The organism is Mycolicibacter sp. MU0102, from assembly GCF_963378105.1.
GTDB classification, from domain to species: Bacteria; Actinomycetota; Actinomycetes; order Mycobacteriales; family Mycobacteriaceae; genus Mycobacterium; species Mycobacterium holstebronense.
The window spans coordinates 206,566-225,088 of record NZ_OY726398.1 but is presented as its reverse complement, the minus strand read 5'-3'; the positions used below and the strand labels follow the sequence as shown (position 1 = coordinate 225,088).

Sequence of the window (18,523 nt, the reverse complement as noted above, 5' to 3'; positions counted from 1 at the left end):
CCCCGGGGATCACCCCGCGGCGAGCTTGGCGGCCACACCCACCACCCGAGTGGCCAGGTGGTCGAGCGCGGCCAGGGTGGGCTCGTCCAGCTCGTTCTGGTTATTCGGTCCCGTGATGTGCCCGACGCCGTAGGGGTTGCCGTCGGCGAACTTGATCGGGTCGGTGTAACCCGGCGGGACCAGGATGCCGCCGAAATGCATCAGCGACACGTAGAGGTTCAACAGCGTGGCCTCCTGGCCACCGTGGGCGGTCTGACTCGAGGTGAAGCCGGCATAGACTTTGTCGGCAAGCGCACCCTTAGCCCACAGCCCGCCCAGCCCGTCCAGGAAGTTCCGGAATTGCGCTGAGGGGGAACCGAATCGGGTCGGCGACCCGAAGATGACCGCGTCCGCCCAGACGATGTCGTCACCGGTGGCCGCGGGCAGGTCCTTGGTTGCCGCGTAGTTGGCGCTCCACGCCGGGTTATGGGCGAAGGTCTCCGGGTCGCGTGTCTCCTCGATGTGGCGCACGCGGACCTCAGCGCCCGCCGCCTCGCCCGCCTGGGCCACCCGCTGCGCCATCTTGGTGCCGTGCCCGGTGGCCGAGTAGTAGATAACCGCCAACTTCGTCATTGCCATCTCTCCTTTTTGTTAGGCGCCCGCGAGCAGGCGTTGCATCTCATCGAGTTCTGCGCTGACCGTATCCCTACGGCCGGGTTCGCAGAGTTGTAAAAGCCGACTGAAGTCGTTGGCTGCCTTCGCGATCCGCACGTCCAGTCCGTCCGCGCCGAAGTCTGCGGTGGCGGCGAACACCCCGGTGGGCGATACCAGCGCATGCAGATAGCCGAACATCGGACGCAGGGCGTGGTCCAGCACCAACGAGTGGCGCTCGGTACCGCCGGTCGCCGCGATCAGCACCGGCGTCCCCTCCAGCGTCTGCTCGGGCAGCACGTCGAAGAACGACTTGAACAACCCGCTGAACGTCGCGTTGAACGTCGGCGTCACCGCGATCACCCCGTCACTGCCCGCGATCGCGTCGAACACCGCCTCCAGCTCGGGTGCGGCGAACCCGGTCAACATGGCGTCGGTGATCGCCCGAGCCAGGTGCCGCAACTCGACGACCTCGATATCGACCTGCCCGAGCTCGGCGCGAACCGCCGCCCCGAGCCGGTCGGCCAACAGCCGGGTGGACGACGGCTCACGCAGGCCGCCGCTGATCACGATCAACTTCATGACGCCTCCTGGATCTCGGATTGCCTCGCAGCTTCGACCAGGGACGCGTGCGTCGGCGCGCCGGGAACATGCGCGGGGCGTCCGATGGCGAACTCCTTGCGCAGCACCGGGATTACGTGTTCGCCCAGCAGATCGAGCTGTTCGAGCACCGTCTTCAACGGCAGACCCGCGTGGTCGACCAGGAACAGCTGGCGTTGGTAGTCGCCGACGTATTCCCGGAAGCTGAGGGTCTTGTCGATCACCTGCTGCGGCGAGCCGACCGTCAGCGGGGTCTGCTCACTGAACTCCTCCAGGCTCGGGCCGTGCCCGTAGACCGGGGCGTTGTCGAAGTATGGCCGGAACTCGTTGACCGCATCTTGACTGTTGGGCCGCAGGAACACCTGACCGCCCAAGCCCACGATCGCCTGGTCGGCACCACCGTGGCCGTAGTGCTCGAAGCGCTGCCGGTAGAGCTGCACCATCCGCTTGGTGTGCGACGCCGGCCAGAAGATGTGGTTGGCGAAGAAGCCGTCACCGAAGTGCGCAGCCAGCTCGGCGATTTCGGGAGTGCGAATGGACCCGTGCCAAACGAACGGGGCAACGCCGTCCAACGGACGCGGCGCCAGAGTGAAGCCGTGCAGCGGGGTACGGTATTCACCGCTGAAATCGACGACCTCCTCGCGCCACAGCCGGCGTAGCAACTGGTAGTTCTCCACCGTCAGCGGCAAGGCGGCGCGGATGTCCTTGCCGAACCAGGGGTACACCGGTCCGGTGTTCCCACGCCCCAGCATCAGGTCCACCCGGCCGTCGGCGAGGTGCTGCAGCACGCTGTAGTCCTCGGCGATCTTCACCGGATCGTTCGTGGTGATCAGGGTGGTGGCGGTGGTCAGCTCAATGCGCTCGGTCTGCGCCGCGATGTAACCCAGCAGGGTGGTCGGCGACGACGGCACGAACGGCGGGTTGTGGTGCTCACCCGTGGCGAAGACGTCCAGGCCGACCTCCTCGGCCTTCTTGGCGATCGCCACGGTCGCCCGGATCCGCTCGGCTTCGGTCGGCGCGCGGCCGGTGGTCGGGTCGACGGTCACATCGCCGACGGTGAAGATGCCGAACTGCATACCGGTGCTCGTCACGGCAGGCCCTCCTTGGTTGGTTGCTCATTACTCTAACTGATAGTTGCCAACGCAACTAGTTCTCGGTCCATTCCCGCATTTTCTGGCCGCTTAACGCGCCACGCCGCCTGGACGATTGTGCTCATGTCAACTATATTTAGGTCTCATGGAGACACGGTGGCTCAACGAGGAGGAACAGCAGATGTGGCGGGGCTACCTCGACAGCACCCGACTGCTGCTACGCAGCCTGGACCGACAATTGGCCGCGGACGCGGGACTGACCCTGTCCGACTTCGAGATCCTGGCGCTACTGTCCGAGGCGCCGGAACGCCGGCTGCGGATGAATGAGTTGGCCGACATCACCGTGACGACTCGCAGTGGAGTCACCCGAGCGGTCAAACGGCTGACCGACGCCGGCTGGGTGCACCAGGTCAAGTGCGAGGAAGACAAACGCGGCCAGTACGCCGAGCTCACCGAGTCGGGTATGGACAAGTTGAGTGCGGCGGCGCCGGGTCACGTGCAAGCGGTGCGGGCCGGCCTGTTCGATTCGCTCAGTCCGCGTGAGGTGGAACTGTTCACCCACTCCTACGCGCGGATCCGCGACAATCTGCTGGAGCACCAGTAGGCATTCTGGGCGAAGGCAACCGACCGCCGCGCCAATCTCCATACGATCGAGCCATGTCGCAATGCCACACCGCGCGCGGGCCCATCGACACCGCCGACCTCGGCGTCACGCTGATGCACGAGCACGTGTTCATCATGACCACCGAGATCGCCCAGAACTATCCGGACGCCTGGGGCGATGAGGACGCCCGGGTGGCCGACGCGATCGCCCGTCTGGGCGCGTTGAAGGCCGCCGGAGTCGACACCATCGTCGATCTGACCGTGATCGGACTGGGCCGCTACATTCCGCGGATCGCCCGCGTGGCCGCCGGCACCGACCTGAACATCGTGGTGGCCACCGGCATCTACACCTACAACGACGTGCCGTTCTTTTACCACTACCGCGGACCCGGGACCATGCTGGACGGCCCCGAGATCATGGCCGACATGTTTGTCCGCGACATCGAGTCCGGCATCGCCGACACCGGGATCAAGGCGGGAATCCTCAAGTGCGCCACCGACGAACCGGGCGTGACTCCCGGCGTCGAGCGGGTGTTGCGCGCGGTGGCCAACGCCCACCGGCGCACCGGCGCGCCGATCTCCACCCACACTCACGCCGGCACCCGCCGCGGCCTGGAGCAGCAGCGCATCTTCGAAGAAGAAGGCGTCGACCTGTCCCGGGTGGTGATCGGACACTCCGGGGACAGCACCGACCTGGGCTATCTGGAGGAACTGATCGCGGCCGGATCGTATCTGGGCATGGACCGCTTCGGCATCGACCTGATCTTGCCGTTCGAGGAGCGCGTGAACACCGTCGCGGCGATGTGCGAGCGCGGCCATGCCGACAAGATGGTGCTCTCCCACGACGCCAACTGCTATTTCGACGCGCTGCCCGGCGACCTGAGTTCGGTGGCCGCACCGAACTGGCACTACCTGCACATCCACAATGACGTGATTCCGGCGCTACGCCAGCGCGGCGTCACCGAGGAGCAGCTGCGCACCATGCTGGTCGACAACCCGCGCAAGATCTTCGAGCATTCCGGCGGCTACTGAGGCCGCGCCCCGACTTCACCTGGCCGGAACGGCAACACGCAGCGCCAATGACCGGACCAGCGCGTGTAGCCGTTCGTGGGTGGCGGCTTCCGGATCGCTGAGGCGCAACTGCAGGAGTTCACGGGCTGCTGCGTGCAGCACGCGGGCGGTGTAGTCGGGATCCGGTAGCTCGGGATAGACACGCAGCAGCTCACCGGCCAGATAGGCACGCACGACCTCTTGCGCCTGTGCAAGGCGTTCGTGCAGTTCCGGCGGCGCGCCCTGCGGGGGGAACAGAAACAGTCGCCATGTCGCGGGATGGGCGTCGGCGGCCCTGACCACACTGTCGAATCTGCTGGCCAGATCGCGTTCCCCACCCGGTCCCGCCGTTTCGGAGATCACCTCGGCGAATTGGGCGCCTGCGCGGGCGGCTTCGCGATCGATCAGCGCGACGAACAGGCCGGCGGGATCACCGAACTGCTGGTAAAGCAGCGATCGGTTGATCCCGGCCTCGCGGGCTATTCGGTTGGGCGTAGCGGCGTGAAATCCCTCCGCATCCACAATCGTGTGGGTAACGTCAAGGATCTGGCTACGCCGAGCCTCGGCCGTCATCCGCCGTCGCGACTGCCCCAAAGTCATAGTTGACAGCATAACTAACAATCTGTTAGTTGGTTAACTAACAATATGTTAGTTACTGGAGGCCGGATGCCCACGCACTACCCCGAGCTTGCGCGCCGCGTCCACAGTCAGCGCGAGCTTCAGCCGGGCCTCTACGGCGGCATCGACTTCGACGCCCAGCCCTACCGCACCACCACCGATCCGGGCGACCTCTCGGCGCTGCCGGAGTGGGTCGCCGACCGAGCTCCCTATCTGGCCGACGAGCAAGCCGTCGAACTGATCTGCACGGCAACCCTGCTGGGCGATGTGGTGGCCGATCCCTACGCAGCGCTGATGTCCGAGTACAGCGTTCCCGCGTTGATCAACATGCTCCAGGTGGCCTGCCGCGAGGGCATCGATGCGGTGCCCGACGCGCCGTCAGAGTTGGTGGCGTTCATCGCCGACATGGAGGCCGCGCCCCCGTGGCTGGACATGGATCTGGTGCGTGAGGGCGCGCGGCACGCCCGCATCCCGGCGGCATTGGTGGCACCGTTCGTCACCCGTGGCGCCTTCATCGCGACCTTCGTCAACACCTACGCCGCCCTGCCGATGGCGCTGACCGGGGCATTGTCCGGCAGGCGCGCCGCGCGCCGGGTCAACGAGACGACGAGCTTCTTCGCCGTCACCACGCTGCCCGGGGCGTTGGATCGCTATGGCCCGGGTTTCGAAGCGGCCGCCATGGTGCGACTGATGCACTCGATGGTGCGCTACAACGCACTCAAGCGCTCCGAGAAGTGGGACGTCGGCGCCTACGGGGTCCCGGTCCCCCAGGTCGACCAGATGCCGGCCGGCATGATCAACCTCTACCTGCTGGCCACGGCCGCCGCCCGGAAAGGGCGCACCGAGTTCAGCGCGAGCGAACGCGCCGCCGTCGAATTCACGCGCTACCGAGCGTTTTTGCTCGGTCTGCCCGAGGAACTCCTGCCGACCACGCCTACCGAGATCATCCATCTCATTCACACCCGCGGGGCGCTGCTGCGTGAGGACTTCGACGACGCCACCTGTGGCGAGATGGTGCGCTCGACCATGGCCGCCTATCTGCGGCCCGTCGACACCCGATGGGAACGCATGGCCGATGCCGTCGAGAAGAGTTACAGCAAGGCCGCTTTCACGAAAGCCTTCTGCAACGGCGACCGTGCCGTGGCCAAGGACAAGGGGGTGTCGATCGGCCTGGCCGACTACCTGCGAATCGGCGTGACAGCACCCTTCATCATCGGGCGCCTGCTCGTGGTGCGGCGGGCCAGCCGGATCCCGGCACTGCGCCAGATCACCGACGACTACCTGGTGCGGCTCGTCAAACGCCGACTCAAGACCTATGGCAAGCCCGAATTCACTAGCGATGCAAACGATTACACACCGGCAGGGCAGCTGGCGTAACGCGCCCGGGCGCCGGCGCGCTACCAGACCAGGCGGGCGAGGTAGGTCTGAGCGTACTTGCGGACGGCGTCGGTGTCGTTGATGTCCAGGACCCCTGCCCTGTTGGTGAGCAGTGAAGCGACCAGGCGCACCAGGATTTCGGCGGTGGTGAGGACCTCGTCGTCGGGCATGGTGACCCCACACAGGCGCAGCGTCGCGGCGACCAGATGGCTGGCACGCACCAGAGCCTTCTCACCGCTGGGAGTGTTGACTCCGATGAGCAGTTCCGGCTCGCTTTCGATGACCGCGGTAGCCAGCGGACTCTCGGTGATACGGCGCATGGCGAGGGTGAAGCATTCCACGATGGCGCCGCGGGCGTCCTGCGCTCGGGCGGCGTCGCCGAGTTCGACGAACAGGGCTCGCGTGTCGGTCTCCACCAGCTGCTCGAACAGTGCTTCTTTGGTGGGGAAGTGCCGGTACAGCGTGCGGCGGCTCACCCCGGCGCGCTGGGCGACCGCATCGATATTGGCCCGGCGAAAAGCATGCCGGGCGAACTCCACGCGAGCGGCCGCCAGGATGGCGCCCGCGGTGCCAATCATGGGATCGCCGACCTTGACTGATGCCGGACTGGCCATGGCGTTCATCCTGTCATGCTGCGCTTTGAGCTGGACCGAGGCGAGGTGGGCCCTCGGCTCTGTCGGCGGGTCTTCTCACCTGTTATCGTGACACAATTACATGATTCTGTGCCATCGTGCAGCAGTACTGTCGTTTATCGGAGGTCTTCGATGTCCACGCACTACCCCGAGCTGTATCAGCGGGTCCGCCGTCAGGCCGAGCTGCTGCCGGAGCTCTACGGCAACCTGGATTTCGACGTGCAGCCCTACCGCACGGCGGCCTCCCCCGACGACGTCTCCTCGCTGCCGGGCAACCCCGCCACCCGGGCCAAGTTGCTGGCCGACGACGCCGCCGTCGAGCTGATCACCACGGCCACCTGGCTGGGCGACGTGGTGTCGGACTCCTACGCCGCATTGATGGGCCAGTACAGCGTCAGCTCTCTGATCGGCATGCTCAAGCAGGCCTGTCGCCACGGCGTCGACGCGGTGCCCGACGCGCCGCCCGAGTTGGCCGCGTTCATCGCCGACATGGAGGCCACCCCGGACTGGCTGGACATGGACCTGGTCCGCAAGGGCGCAGAGCACTCCCGACTCCCGATGGCACTGTTGGCGCCGTTCGTCGTCCGCGGGGCGTTCATCGCGACCTTCCTCAACACCTATGCCGCGCTGCCGATGGCGCTGACCGGCGCACTGTCGGGCAAGCGTGCCGCCGGGCGGGTCAACGAGACCACCAGTTTCTTCGCCGTCACCACGCTGCCCGGCGCGTTGGACCGGCACGGCCCGGGCTTCGAGGCGGCGGCCATGGTGCGGCTGATGCACTCGATGGTCCGCTTCAACGCGCTCAAGCGATCCCCAAAGTGGGACGTCAGCATCTACGGCCTGCCGATTCCGCAGATCGACCAGATGCCGGCCGGGATGATCAACCTCTTCGTGCTGGCTATGGATGCCCGCCGCCAAAAACGCACGGAGTTCACCCCCAGCGAGCGCGCTCAGGTCGAGTTCACCCGCTACCGCTGCGTGCTACTCGGCCTTCCCGAGGAGATGCTCCCGACCACACCCGACGAGATCATCCGAGTGTTCAGCGCCCGCGCTGCACTGCTGCGCGACGACTTCGACGACTCCACCTGCGGGGAGTTGGTCCGCTCGACCATGGCCGCCTACCTGCGGCAAGAGAACACCTTGAGCGAGCGCATCGCCGATGCAGTCGAAAAGAGCTACAGCAAGGCCTTTTTCGTCAAGACGTTCTGCGGCGGGCGACGTGACGTGGCCAAGAAGATGAGTGTCACGCTCGGTGCGGGCGACTATGCGCGGATCGCCCTGACGGCTCCGTTCGTGACGGGCCGCCTGTTGGTGGTGCAACGCGCTGTGCGCATCCCCGGCCTGCGCCGGCTGACCAACGCCTACGTGCTGCGGCTGCTCAAGCGGCGGCTGAAGGCCTACGGCACGCCCGAATTCACCAGCGACTCCGCCGAGTACACCCCGTCCGGCAAGGCCGCCTGAGCGCCATCGGAGCGCTCCGGCGGATGCCGGGTCTCCCAGCCTCGTAGTTTCTCGCGGCATGGCTGCTCCACCAGGGCATAGCTGACCGCGGCGATGGCGACGGTGAACACCAGCGTCAGCGCCAGCACCACCGCCATGTCCCCGGTGAACGCGAATCGGCCGATCACCGGGAACACCATGTCGAGGGCCGCCAGGTGCCAGATGAAGATCCCATAGGACCAGCGGCCCAACGTCACCATCGGCGCGCTGGCCAGGAACCGGTGCGGGGTGTCGGGCCGGTCCAGCACCAGCGGCGCCAACAGGGCCCACGCCAGTACTCCGCCCATCGCGGTGCGCACGATGAACTGCCCGACGGTGGCCGAGGTCAGCCCTTCCGGCCCAGCCAGCGGTGAGGCCGCAACCAGGAATGCCACCAGGGTCAGCAGCGCCATCGGCAGTCGCCGGCGGGCCAGCCGGTGCACCCGCCCGACCGGGCTGTATGCCCACTCCGCCAGCAGCATGCCCGCCCCGAACCAGCAGCCGTAGGCCGGCGCCCAGTTCAACGGATTCACCCCGTAGGGGGTGTGGATGGGCAGGAACCCCCACCCCAGGCTGAGCAGCGCCACGCCCGCGATCGCCGGTATTCGGGCGCGCACCGGCAACCGCCGCGCCGCCAGCGCCAGCACCGGCAACGCGATGTAGAAGCTGAACTCCACGGCCAGGCTCCACATCTGGGTCAGGCCCGGGGTCAGGGTCAGCGGCACATAGATCTGCGTCATCGTGAGATTGGCCAGCCACACCACGAGACTGGCGCCCCCGGCATCAGGCAGCAGCGCCAGGATCACTACCACCGACACCAGGTAGGCCGGCATGATCCGCACCACCCGTGACCGCAGGTAATGCCCGGTCGACGGCGCCGGACGCAGTCCGCGCGCGGCCGCCGCATGGCCACGCCACAGCAAAAATCCGCTCAGCGCGAAGAACACCGCGACGGCCATGTCGAAACGACCCCACAGCCGGCCGCTGATCCCCGACGAGTGTCCCGTCTGAAACGCGACGTGCGTGATAACCACCCCAATAGCCGCGCAGGCACGCATACCCTCGACTGCGGGCAGGAAGCTCCGTACGCCACCCACCTGCTGACTCATCTGTTTTGGGACCGAGGCATCGATGGACACACAGTAGCTGTTGCAGCTGCTGCTGTTAGGGTCGAACAAATTTGGGTACGGGGACAAAAGGAGGATGCGGCGACGTGAACCGAGCAATCATGATGCGTATCGCGGCATGCGCAGTCATGGGCCTCGGCGCCGCCCTGATGGTCGCGGCACTGCTGCTGTCCACCTACACCGCGGGCAGAATCGCCAAGATCCCGCTCGACATCGACATCACGATGATCGGTACCGGCAGCGGCGCCGCGCTGGACCCGGAGTCCCTGGGCAGCGAACACGCCGTCGTCGATCAGGACGTGCCGCTGGTGTCCCAGCAACAGATCGGTGTCGAGTCGCCCGCCAATGCCGACGTAGTGACCCTGCAGGTCGGCTCGTCGCTGCGGCGCGCGGACCGGCAGAAGGACACCGGGCTGCTGTTGGCCATCGTCGACACCGTGACGCTGAACCGCACGACCGCCGAGGCGATTTCGGATGACACCCACCCGGGTGGCTCGGTGCAGCGGCCGCGCAACTTTGATGACGAGAACCCGCCCACCAACATCGCCCTGCCGCACGAAGGACTGTCCTACCGGTTCCCCTTCGACACCAAGAAGCAGTCCTACCAATACTTCGATCCGATCGCGCAGAAGGCTTACGAGGCCAACTACGAAGGCGAAGACGACGTCAATGGGCTGACCACCTACCGGTTCGTCCAGAACGTCGGCTACGACGGCGACGGCACCCTGGCCGAGCCGGTGCGCTACCCGTCGCTGTACGGCCACGACGAAGACGGTGAGATCACCGCACCGGCGCGGCTCTGGAACATCGAAGGCGCCGACCCCGACGAAGAGGTCACGATGACGCGGTACTACGCCGCGCAGCGCACCATGTGGGTCGACCCCGTCTCGGGCACCATCGTCAAGTCGAAGCTGCACGCCAACCACTACTACGCCCGAGACGCACTCAAGCCGGAGATTGCACTGGCCGACTACACGGTCACCAGCTCCGAGGACACCATCGAAGCGCAGGTCAACGCGGCTCGCAACGAACGCGACCGGGTGGCGCTGTGGTCCCGGGTCCTGCCGATCACCTTCACCGCGGCGGGGCTGATCTGCCTGATCGGCGGCGTCCTGGTCGGCTGGTTCAGCCTGCCGGCCGAGGCCGCGCTGGGCCGTGGCGACCGGCACGGCTCCGAAGGCGGATTCTTCGGCGGTTTCGCGCCCAAGGCGCCCACCGCCGACCGCCCGTCTGGGGCCGAGGCCGAGACCGAGAAGATCCCGGCGCAACGTCCCCAACTGGACCGCCCCGCGGCACCACCAGAGTCGAGCCCCCCGGACCGGGGCACCCCTGATCCGGCTCCCGACCAGCCGTAATTCCGCGGTGGTGCGAGCCAGGCGCGCGATCGCGCCGTGCTATGCACTCGGGCTGACCCTGCTCATCCTGGCGCCATTGCTGCGCCCGGGTTATCTGCTGTTGCGAGACGCGGTTTCGACGCCGCGGTCATACCTGACCGGCGCGGCCCTCGGACTGGGTGAAGCATCCCCGCGAGCGGTGCCCCAAGACTTCGCGGTGGCGCTGGCGTCGCGGCTGATCGACGGCGGCACCGTCGTCAAAGCGCTGCTGTTCGTGGGCCTGTGGCTGGCTGGATGTGGTGCAGCACGGCTGGTGGCGACCGTGCTGCCGGAGGCCGGGCTGCCCGGTCAGCTGGTGGCGATCACGGTGGCGATCTGGAACCCGTATGTGGCCGAGCGGCTGCTGCAGGGCCATTGGAGCCTGCTGGTCGGGTACGGCTGCCTGCCATGGGTGGCGGCGGCGATGCTGGGGTTACGCGCCGGCGCAACCGGGCCCATGCGGCTGTTCGGCCTGGTGTTCTTTCTGGCGCTGGCCGGCTTGACCCCGACCGGGCTGCTGCTGGCGGCGGTGGTGGCGCTGGTGTGTGTCGCCGCGCCCGGGTCCGGGCCGCCGCGCTGGTGGTGCGCGGCCAGCGCACTGGCGATCGCGGCGACCGCCGCACTGCCGTGGCTGATGGCGGTGGTGCTGAGCCCGGGATCGGCACAGGGCGAGTCGGCCGGGGTGGCGGCATTCGCGGCCCGCGCCGAGCCCGGCCTGGGCACCCTAGGCAGCCTCGCCGGCCTCGGCGGGATCTGGAACGCCGAGGCGGTACCCGGTTCACGACGAACCGCTTTTGCGCTAGTGGCGACGGCGGTGTTCATCGGGGTGCTGGGACTGGGATGGGCCTCGGTGCGCGAGCTGCCCGCGGTACGGCCACTGCTGATCCTGGCGGGCGCGACGGTGCTGACGTTCACCCTTGCGGCCACCGGGCCGGGGCTCGCACTGCTGCGTTGGGCGACGGAGATCGCACCCGGGCTCGGGGTGCTGCGCGACGGTCAGAAGTGGGTGGCACTGGCGGTCCCGGGCTACCTACTGGCCGGGGCCGGGGCGGTCGTGGGGCTGCGGGACCGGCTGGCGCCGGCGCGGGCGGCGCTGGTGTGCTCCGTCGCGCTGATCGTCGTCCTGCCGGACCTGGCCTGGGGCGTGGCCGGGCGGGTCACGCCGGTGCACTACCCGCCCGGTTGGGCGGCGGTGGCGGCCAAGATCAACGCCGATCCGCGCCCGGTGGCCGTGCTGCCGGCCGACACCATGCGCCACTTCCCCTGGGCGGGGCCGGCCCCGGTGCTCGATCCGCTGCCGCGGTGGGTGCGCGCCGAGGTGCTCACGACCGGCGACCTGACCGTCGGCGGACAGACGGTGCCCGGGGAGGGTAGCCACGCCCGCGAGGTGCAGGAGGCGCTGTTGTCCGGGGCTGAGCCCGCCGGGCTCGGTGTCAAAGGGGTGGGCTGGGTGGTCACAGAATCCGATGTCGACGGCGAAATAGGCTCTGCGGCAAAAACTCTGACCCGACTTCCCGTCGCCTACCGAGATTCTGACCTTACCGTCTACCGGGTCGGCGGCCGCGCACCCAAGACGTCGCCCGGCCCACGCCGGGCCGCGATGGCCGCCCACCTGGTATGGCTGGCAATGCTGGTCGCGGGCGCGGGAGGTCTGACGGCGCCGTTGATACGACGGCGCTTGCGCGGTTAACGGCGGAGTTCACCGCGCAAGACGGTCACGGCGTGACCGGTCAAGATGACATGTTCGCCGTCACGGCGGACGCGCAATTGCCCGCCTCGCGCGGAGGCCTGTTCAGCCGAGAACTCGACGCCCCCAAGGCGCTTGCCCCACAGCGCGGCGAGAGTGCAGTGCGCCGAGCCGGTCACCGGATCCTCGGAGAGCCCGAAACGGGGCGCGAACACCCGGCTCACGATGTCGGCGCCGCCGTCACCAGCTGCAGTGACCACGACGGCGCGGGCCTCGACCTTCGCCAGCGACGCCGTGTCCGGCTCCAGCGCACGGACCTCGGCCGCCGATCCGGCTTCCACGACCACATCCATACTTCCCCGCCACACCGAGCGAATGCTTATCCCGGGCAAGCCGGCCACCAGATCGGCCGTCGGCGATTCGGCAAACACCGGGTCGGCCGGAAATTCCATGCTGATCGCACCATCAGAACCCGTCGTGCAGGACAGCAACCGCTCGCCCACGCTGAAGGACTGGCCCCCACCCAGGACATGGGCGCTGGCCAGGGTTCCCGAGCCGCACAACGCCAATTCGGCCACCGGGCTGAACCACCGCAGAGCTCGCGGTCCAGCATCGGCCTTGACCGGTCCGACGAATGCTGTTGCCGGGCAGTTGAACTCGGCAGCCACCTCCTGCATCCACGTGGTGTCGACGGGACCGTCCAGCAGCACCACGCCGGTGGGGTTCCCCCGGAACCTGACCGTCGTGAACGTGTCGACTACATACGCCGGGACGGACACCTAAGCGTCCAGGAAGCGGGCCCGCACGCCCGGTCCGGGGATGGGACAGGTGTCGTGCCGACCACCCAACCGATAACGGACGGCGGCGAAGCGGTCGTAGAGCCAGTCACGCAGTCCTGCCGGGATGATGTGTGCCGCGAGCAGTAGCCGGAAGGGCCCGCCCAGATAGCTCAGCACCCGCAGGGCGGCCGCCGATCGAACATCGATGTGCTCATCGGGCCGGCCGGGGTTCTCCACGAACACCATCGAGTCAACGTTCCGCAGCTCCGGATGACGCTCGATGATCGCGCGCGCGAAGTCACTTTCCAATGCCGCAAATCGCAGGGTGCCGCGCCGGTCGAACCGCAGGATGCTCTGCACCGATCGATTGCAGATTCCGCAGACACCGTCATAGAGCAGCACAGGAGCGGGGTGGTCGTCGGTCACCGGTGCACCTCCACGTGTCTGCACAACCTCTTACCAGTATGAAGCAGGCCGCTAACCGGTGGGAATCGACGCCGACCGAGGCGTGCCAGGCGATAGGGTCTCGGCGTGGACTTCACCGCGACCGAGATTGCGGCCGCAGTTCAGAGCGGATCACTGACGGCCCGAGCCGCCACACAGCAGGCGCTGCACCGGATCGAACAGACCCAGCCGGCCTTCAACGCGTGGCAGGTGATCCGCAACGACGCCGCGCTGGCCGAGGCGGACGCGATCGACGCCCGCGACGATCGCGGTTCGCTTCCTTTGGCGGGCGTTCCGATTGCCATCAAGGACAACATCGCCGTAGCCGGGGAACCGATGCGGGACGGCTCGCTGGCCACCAGCGCGGCACCTCGAACAACCGATCACGAGGTCGTTCGTCGCCTTCGGGCTGCCGGCGCGGTGATCGTCGGGCTGACTCGCGTTCCCGAGCTCTGCATCTGGGGCGCAACCGATTCGGCCTTCGGCGTCACTCGCAATCCCTGGAATCCGGAGCGGACGCCGGGCGGCTCGTCCGGGGGATCCGCGGCTGCGGTCGCATCGGGAGCGGTACCGATGGCCCACGGCAACGACGGCATGGGCTCGATTCGGATCCCGGCTGCATGCTGCGGATTGGTAGGCCTCAAGCCTGGTCACGGGGTGGTGCCGGTCGGCGAAGCGCACACATCCTGGGGAGGGATGTCGGAGAACGGACCGCTTACGACCACGGTCGCAGATGCCGCGCTGATGTTCTCGGTCCTGGCCGACGATCCCGACGCCGCGACACTGATCGATCCGCCCACCCTGCGGATCGCTGTGTCGACTTCGACTCCCAGCCTCGCGACGCCGGTAGCACGCGGTTGGGCTGAGGCGGTCTCTCGGACTACCGGTCTTCTTCGCAGCGGCCACCTCATTCGGTCGGCGACCCCGCGTTACCCGGCCACGCTGATGAACACGACCGCACTGGCGTTGTGGACGGCGGGAGCTGCTGCCGATGCACACGCCTCGACGAACGCCTCCTTATTGGAGCGCCGCAACCGCATTCACGTGCGGATCGGAGACGCCGTCGTGAAGCGGGGTCTTGCGAACCCCAGGGGACGCGAAGTGTGGCGGCAGCGCGCGTTGGACTTCTTCGCCGACACCGACGTCCTGGTCACGCCGACGCTGGCTCAACCGCCGATCAGATCACGGCGATGGGCGCAGCGGGGCTGGCTCACCTCGTTGGTCACCAACGCTCGCTACGCCCCCTTCGCCGCACCGTGGAACATCATCGGTTGGCCCGCGATGAACGTGCCCGCCGGACTCGACCGCCGCGGCCTGCCCGTCGGCGTGCAGTTGGTCGGCAAACCCGGGTCGGAGCGGACCCTGCTAGGCCTCGCCGCTCAAATCGAGCAGCTCCAACCCTGGCCACGCACTGCTTAGCGAGCTACTGCCTCAGACCACGCCGCTGATGTAGCGACGTTCTCGGACGGCCGCCAGCACCGTATGCAAACCTTCGGCGCTTTGCCGCCAGGAGAATTCGGCGCTGCGGTCCTGCGCCTTGGCGCCGAGCTGCTCGCGCAGCACCGCGTCCGCCAGCAGTCGCCGCAGTTGCTCGACGAGCTCGTCGCGGTCGTCGACCAACATCCCGGTGACCCCGTCGACGATCGAATCGGACAGCCCACCGGAGGACCGGTAGCCGATGGTGGGCACCCCGTGCTGGCCCGCCTCGATGACGGCCAGGCCCCAGCCCTCTTTGCGGGACGGCAACACGTGTACCCACGCCTGTTGCACGAGTTCGTGTTTCGTGACCTCGTCGACGTGCCCGTGGAAGGTGACCGCGTCGGTGATCCCCAGCTCGGCGGTGTGCTCCACCAGTCGGTCGCTCCACCAGCCTCCGCCGATGACATCGAGGTGCAGGCCCGGTACTTCGGCACGCAGCGCCGCAACCGCGTCCAGCGCGTCCTCGATCTGCTTATGCGGCACCAGGCGGGACAGCACCACCACCCGCGGCGTCGGCGATCGATGCTGGGTCAGCGTCGCCGGCGGCGCCTCGTCGAGGCCGTTGCGCACCACCGCGATGCGCTCGGGGCCCACTCCCAGCTCGATCAGGTCGCGCACCGAGGGCAGTGACACGGTCAGGTATTGATTGCGGCGGTTCAGCCAGGGCGACAGTCTCGACTCCACCATCCAGCCGATCCTGCTCAGCACCGGCCCGGCCACCGGCCACTGCTCGCGGTGGCAGTGGTGCACCAGTACCGCCACCCGGCGCCCGTAAGCGAGTCGGGCCAGGAAGGGCAACCCGTTCTGGGTGTCGACCACGGCGTCGGGCCGCACCCGCCGCAGCTGACCGAGGCCGAACCGAGCGGCCACCATGGCCGCCCCCGCCCACAGGTACACGGTGTAGGGCCCGCCGCGCCGGCTGATCCGCACGCCGTCGACGACCTCGTGTTTGGGCGCGCCCGGGTAGCGGGCGGTGCGCAGGGTGACCGCGACGCCGGCGGCGGCCAGCTCGGCGCCGATGCGCTGCAGGTAGGTCTCGCTGCCGCCGCCCTGCGGGTGCCCGGTGTCACGCCAACACAGCAGCAGGACGGAGCGGACGGCAGACACCCCGACCAGGGTAGTCGGCCGGCTCCAAGCCTCGCCGAGCATGAAGCCAGCTGCACGTTCGACCCCCGGCGTGCGGCCACCTTCACCCTCGGCGGGTTCAAGGCCGGGTTCTAGGCTGGCTCGGTGGCTGCCACCGACCTATTCGCGCGACGCGCGACGCTGGCCCGTTCGGTGCGCCTGCTGTCCCAGTTCCGCTACGAGCAGAGCGCGCCGGCCCGGTTCTACGGTGCGCTGGCCGACGACACCGCCGCGATGGTCACCGAGCTGTGGCGGGGGGCGCGTGGCGACGATCCGGCCGGCAAGACCGTGCTCGACGTCGGCGGCGGGCCGGGCTATTTCGCCACCGCGTTCGCCGACGCCGGGCTGCGCTATGTGGGCGTGGAACCCGACCCCGGAGAAATGCACGCGATGCACGCCGCGGGTTCCGCCTCGTCGCCGGGCACGTTCGTACGGGCCTCGGGGATGGCCCTGCCGTTCGCCGACGCCAGCGTGGACATCTGCCTGTCGTCCAACGTCGCCGAGCACGTGCCACGGCCCTGGCAGCTCGGCCACGAGATGCTGCGGGTCACCCGGCCCGGCGGGCTGGTGGTGCTGTCCTACACGGTGTGGCTGGGCCCGTTCGGCGGCCACGAGATGGGCCTGACGCACTATCTGGGCGGGCCGCGCGCCGCCCGGCGCTACACCCGCCGACACGGCCACCCACCGAAGAACAACTACGGCTCGTCATTGTTCGCGGTGTCGGCCGCCGAGGGGTTGGACTGGGCCCGCCACACCGGTGCCCTGGTTGCGGCTTTCCCCCGTTATCACCCGCGATGGGCGTGGTCGATGGCGAAAGTGCCGGGCATTCGCGAGTTCGGTGTGAGCAATCTGGTGCTGGTCCTGCAGCCCGGCTAACAGATTGACTGCAACGTGTTCTAATCCGCCGGTCGGCTAGGTAGGGTGACGCCCATGACCGACTCCAGCATCACCGAATACGACACCCTCTTCATCGGCGGCAAGTGGACCGCCCCGTCCACCGATCGGGTGATCGAAGTTCACAGCCCGGCCACCGGCGAGTATGTCGGCAAGGTGCCGCTGGCAGCCAAGGGCGATGTGGACGCCGCGGTGGCCGCCGCGCGCACCGCGTTTGACTCCGGCCCGTGGCCGTCGACCCCGCCGGCCGAGCGGGCCGCGGTGATCGCCGCCGCGATCAAGCTGATGGAAGAGCGCAAGGACCAGTTCACCGCGCTGCTGGGCGCCGAGACCGGCCAGCCCCCGCTGAGCGTCGAGACGATGCACTGGATGAGCTCGCTGGGCGCCCTGAACTTCTTCGCCGGCCCCGCCGCCGACGAGGTCAGCTGGGAGGAGGTCCGCACCGGCGCCTACGGCCAGACCATCGTGCGCCGCGAACCGATCGGCGTGGTCGGCGCGATCGTGGCGTGGAACGTGCCGCTGTTCCTGGCGGTCAACAAGCTGGGACCGGCTCTGCTGGCCGGCTGCACGGTGGTGCTCAAGCCTGCTGCCGAGACGCCGTTCAGCGCGAACCTGCTGGCACAGGCGTTCGCCGACGCGGGCCTGCCGGAAGGCGTGCTGTCGGTGGTGCCGGGCGGCGCTGAGACCGGTCAGGCACTGACCTCCAACCCGGATGTGGACATCTTCTCCTTCACCGGCAGCTCGGCCGTCGGCAAGGAGATCGGCAAGCGCGCCGCGGACCTGCTCAAGCCGTGCACGCTGGAGCTCGGCGGCAAGTCGGCGTCCATCGTGCTCGAAGACGTCGACCTGGCATCGGCGATCCCCATGCTGGTGTTCTCCGGGATCATGAACACCGGGCAGGCCTGTGTGGCCCAGACCCGCATCCTGGCGCCGCGCTCGCGCTACGAGGAAGTCGTGGAGGCGGTCAAGAACTTCGTCACCGCGCTTCCGGTCGGCCTGCCGGATGACCCGGGCGCCCAGATCGGTTCGCTGATCAGCGAAAAGCAGCGCGAGCGGGTCGAGGGCTACATCGCCAAGGGCATCGAGGAGGGCGCCCGGCTGGTCTGCGGCGGCGGCCGCCCCGCGGGTCTGGACTCCGGCTTCTTCGTGGAGCCGACGGTGTTCGCCGACGTGGACAACTCCATGACCATCGCCCAGGAGGAGATCTTCGGGCCGGTGCTGTCGATCATCGCCTACGGCACCGAGGACGACGCGGTCGCGATCGCCAACGACTCGGTGTACGGGCTGGCCGGCAGCGTGTGGACCTCCGATGTCCCGCGCGGGATCGAGATCGCGAACAAGATCCGCACCGGTACCTACGGAATCAACTGGTACGCCTTTGACCCGTGCTGCCCGTTCGGCGGCTTCAAGAACTCCGGTATCGGCCGGGAGAACGGCAAAGAGGGCGTCGAGCACTTCACCCAGCAGAAGAGCGTGCTGATGCCGATGGGCTACACGCTGGACGCCTGATCGGGTAGCGCCCCAGATCAGTTCAC

At 68.1% G+C, this 18,523-nt stretch carries 18 protein-coding genes; 9 read left to right on the top strand and 9 right to left on the bottom strand.

What is annotated here, in order from left to right:
* Positions 1-9: 9 nt before the first annotated feature.
* From wrbA to RCP37_RS01070, 3 genes are read right to left on the bottom strand one after another with little or no spacing between them, the layout of a single operon-like run.
* Complete coding sequence (gene wrbA, locus RCP37_RS01080) at positions 10-612, bottom strand: NAD(P)H:quinone oxidoreductase (protein WP_308485221.1); 603 nt, start codon at positions 610-612, stop codon at positions 10-12.
* Positions 613-630: 18 nt separating this feature from the next.
* A complete protein-coding gene (locus RCP37_RS01075; RefSeq protein WP_308485220.1) occupies positions 631-1,212 on the bottom strand; it encodes a CE1759 family FMN reductase in 582 nt (193 codons plus the stop codon).
* Positions 1,209-2,306, bottom strand: a complete 1,098-nt coding sequence (locus RCP37_RS01070) for an LLM class flavin-dependent oxidoreductase (RefSeq protein WP_308487226.1) — start codon at positions 2,304-2,306, stop codon at positions 1,209-1,211. The genes RCP37_RS01075 and RCP37_RS01070 overlap by 4 nt, the downstream gene beginning before the upstream one ends.
* 160 nt (positions 2,307-2,466) lie before the next feature.
* On the opposite strand from RCP37_RS01070, the gene RCP37_RS01065 reads away from it, so the two are divergent.
* Positions 2,467-2,925 (top strand): MarR family winged helix-turn-helix transcriptional regulator, encoded by a 459-nt coding sequence (locus tag RCP37_RS01065; protein WP_308485219.1) that lies wholly within the window; start codon positions 2,467-2,469, stop codon positions 2,923-2,925.
* A gap of 53 nt (positions 2,926-2,978) precedes the next feature.
* Complete coding sequence (locus tag RCP37_RS01060; RefSeq protein WP_024441377.1) at positions 2,979-3,956, top strand: phosphotriesterase family protein; 978 nt, start codon at positions 2,979-2,981, stop codon at positions 3,954-3,956.
* 15 nt (positions 3,957-3,971) lie between these two features.
* On the opposite strand, the gene RCP37_RS01055 is transcribed toward RCP37_RS01060, so the two are convergent.
* A complete protein-coding gene (locus RCP37_RS01055; protein WP_308487225.1) occupies positions 3,972-4,547 on the bottom strand; it encodes a TetR/AcrR family transcriptional regulator in 576 nt (191 codons plus the stop codon).
* Positions 4,548-4,640: 93 nt separating this feature from the next.
* On the opposite strand from RCP37_RS01055, the gene RCP37_RS01050 reads away from it, so the two are divergent.
* Positions 4,641-5,969, top strand: coding sequence for an oxygenase MpaB family protein (locus tag RCP37_RS01050; protein ID WP_308485218.1), 1,329 nt, complete (start codon positions 4,641-4,643; stop codon positions 5,967-5,969).
* A 20-nt stretch (positions 5,970-5,989) separates the two neighbouring features.
* On the opposite strand, the gene RCP37_RS01045 is transcribed toward RCP37_RS01050, so the two are convergent.
* Positions 5,990-6,583 carry a TetR/AcrR family transcriptional regulator gene (locus tag RCP37_RS01045; protein ID WP_308485217.1) on the bottom strand — a complete coding sequence of 198 codons (594 nt, stop codon included), beginning with the start codon at positions 6,581-6,583 and terminating at the stop codon, positions 5,990-5,992.
* A gap of 150 nt (positions 6,584-6,733) precedes the next feature.
* Here RCP37_RS01045 and RCP37_RS01040 point away from each other — a divergent pair, with 150 nt between their 5' ends.
* Entirely contained in the window at positions 6,734-8,062 is a 1,329-nt protein-coding gene (locus RCP37_RS01040; protein WP_308485216.1) for an oxygenase MpaB family protein, read from the top strand.
* On the opposite strand, the gene RCP37_RS01035 is transcribed toward RCP37_RS01040, so the two are convergent.
* On the bottom strand, positions 7,999-9,189 hold the full coding sequence (locus RCP37_RS01035) for an acyltransferase family protein (protein ID WP_308485215.1): 1,191 nt from the start codon (positions 9,187-9,189) through the stop codon (positions 7,999-8,001). The two genes, RCP37_RS01040 and RCP37_RS01035, sit on opposite strands and share 64 nt — an antisense overlap.
* Positions 9,190-9,293: 104 nt before the next feature.
* On the opposite strand from RCP37_RS01035, the gene pgfA reads away from it, so the two are divergent.
* Positions 9,294-10,562, top strand: coding sequence for a cell envelope lipid trafficking protein PgfA (pgfA, locus tag RCP37_RS01030; RefSeq protein WP_308485214.1), 1,269 nt, complete (start codon positions 9,294-9,296; stop codon positions 10,560-10,562).
* Positions 10,563-10,569: 7 nt separating this feature from the next.
* On the top strand, positions 10,570-12,270 hold the full coding sequence (locus tag RCP37_RS01025) for an MmpA family trehalose lipid delivery protein (protein WP_308485213.1): 1,701 nt from the start codon (positions 10,570-10,572) through the stop codon (positions 12,268-12,270).
* Here RCP37_RS01025 and RCP37_RS01020 read toward each other — a convergent pair.
* Both RCP37_RS01020 and RCP37_RS01015 read right to left on the bottom strand, forming a co-directional pair.
* On the bottom strand, positions 12,267-13,046 hold the full coding sequence (locus RCP37_RS01020) for a PhzF family protein (protein ID WP_308485212.1): 780 nt from the start codon (positions 13,044-13,046) through the stop codon (positions 12,267-12,269). The genes RCP37_RS01025 and RCP37_RS01020 overlap by 4 nt on opposite strands.
* Positions 13,047-13,472, bottom strand: coding sequence for a thiol-disulfide oxidoreductase DCC family protein (locus RCP37_RS01015; RefSeq protein WP_308485211.1), 426 nt, complete (start codon positions 13,470-13,472; stop codon positions 13,047-13,049).
* 105 nt (positions 13,473-13,577) lie between these two features.
* Here RCP37_RS01015 and RCP37_RS01010 point away from each other — a divergent pair, with 105 nt between their 5' ends.
* A complete protein-coding gene (locus RCP37_RS01010; RefSeq protein WP_308485210.1) occupies positions 13,578-14,909 on the top strand; it encodes an amidase in 1,332 nt (443 codons plus the stop codon).
* Between the two features lie 12 nt (positions 14,910-14,921).
* On the opposite strand, the gene RCP37_RS01005 is transcribed toward RCP37_RS01010, so the two are convergent.
* Positions 14,922-16,076, bottom strand: a complete 1,155-nt coding sequence (locus RCP37_RS01005) for a glycosyltransferase family 4 protein (RefSeq protein WP_308485209.1) — start codon at positions 16,074-16,076, stop codon at positions 14,922-14,924.
* 123 nt (positions 16,077-16,199) lie between these two features.
* Between RCP37_RS01005 and RCP37_RS01000 the strand changes: the two genes are divergently transcribed.
* A complete protein-coding gene (locus tag RCP37_RS01000; protein ID WP_308485208.1) occupies positions 16,200-16,970 on the top strand; it encodes a class I SAM-dependent methyltransferase in 771 nt (256 codons plus the stop codon).
* A 54-nt stretch (positions 16,971-17,024) separates the two neighbouring features.
* Positions 17,025-18,497 carry an aldehyde dehydrogenase gene (locus RCP37_RS00995; RefSeq protein ID WP_308485207.1) on the top strand — a complete coding sequence of 491 codons (1,473 nt, stop codon included), beginning with the start codon at positions 17,025-17,027 and terminating at the stop codon, positions 18,495-18,497.
* Positions 18,498-18,523 lie beyond the last annotated feature (26 nt).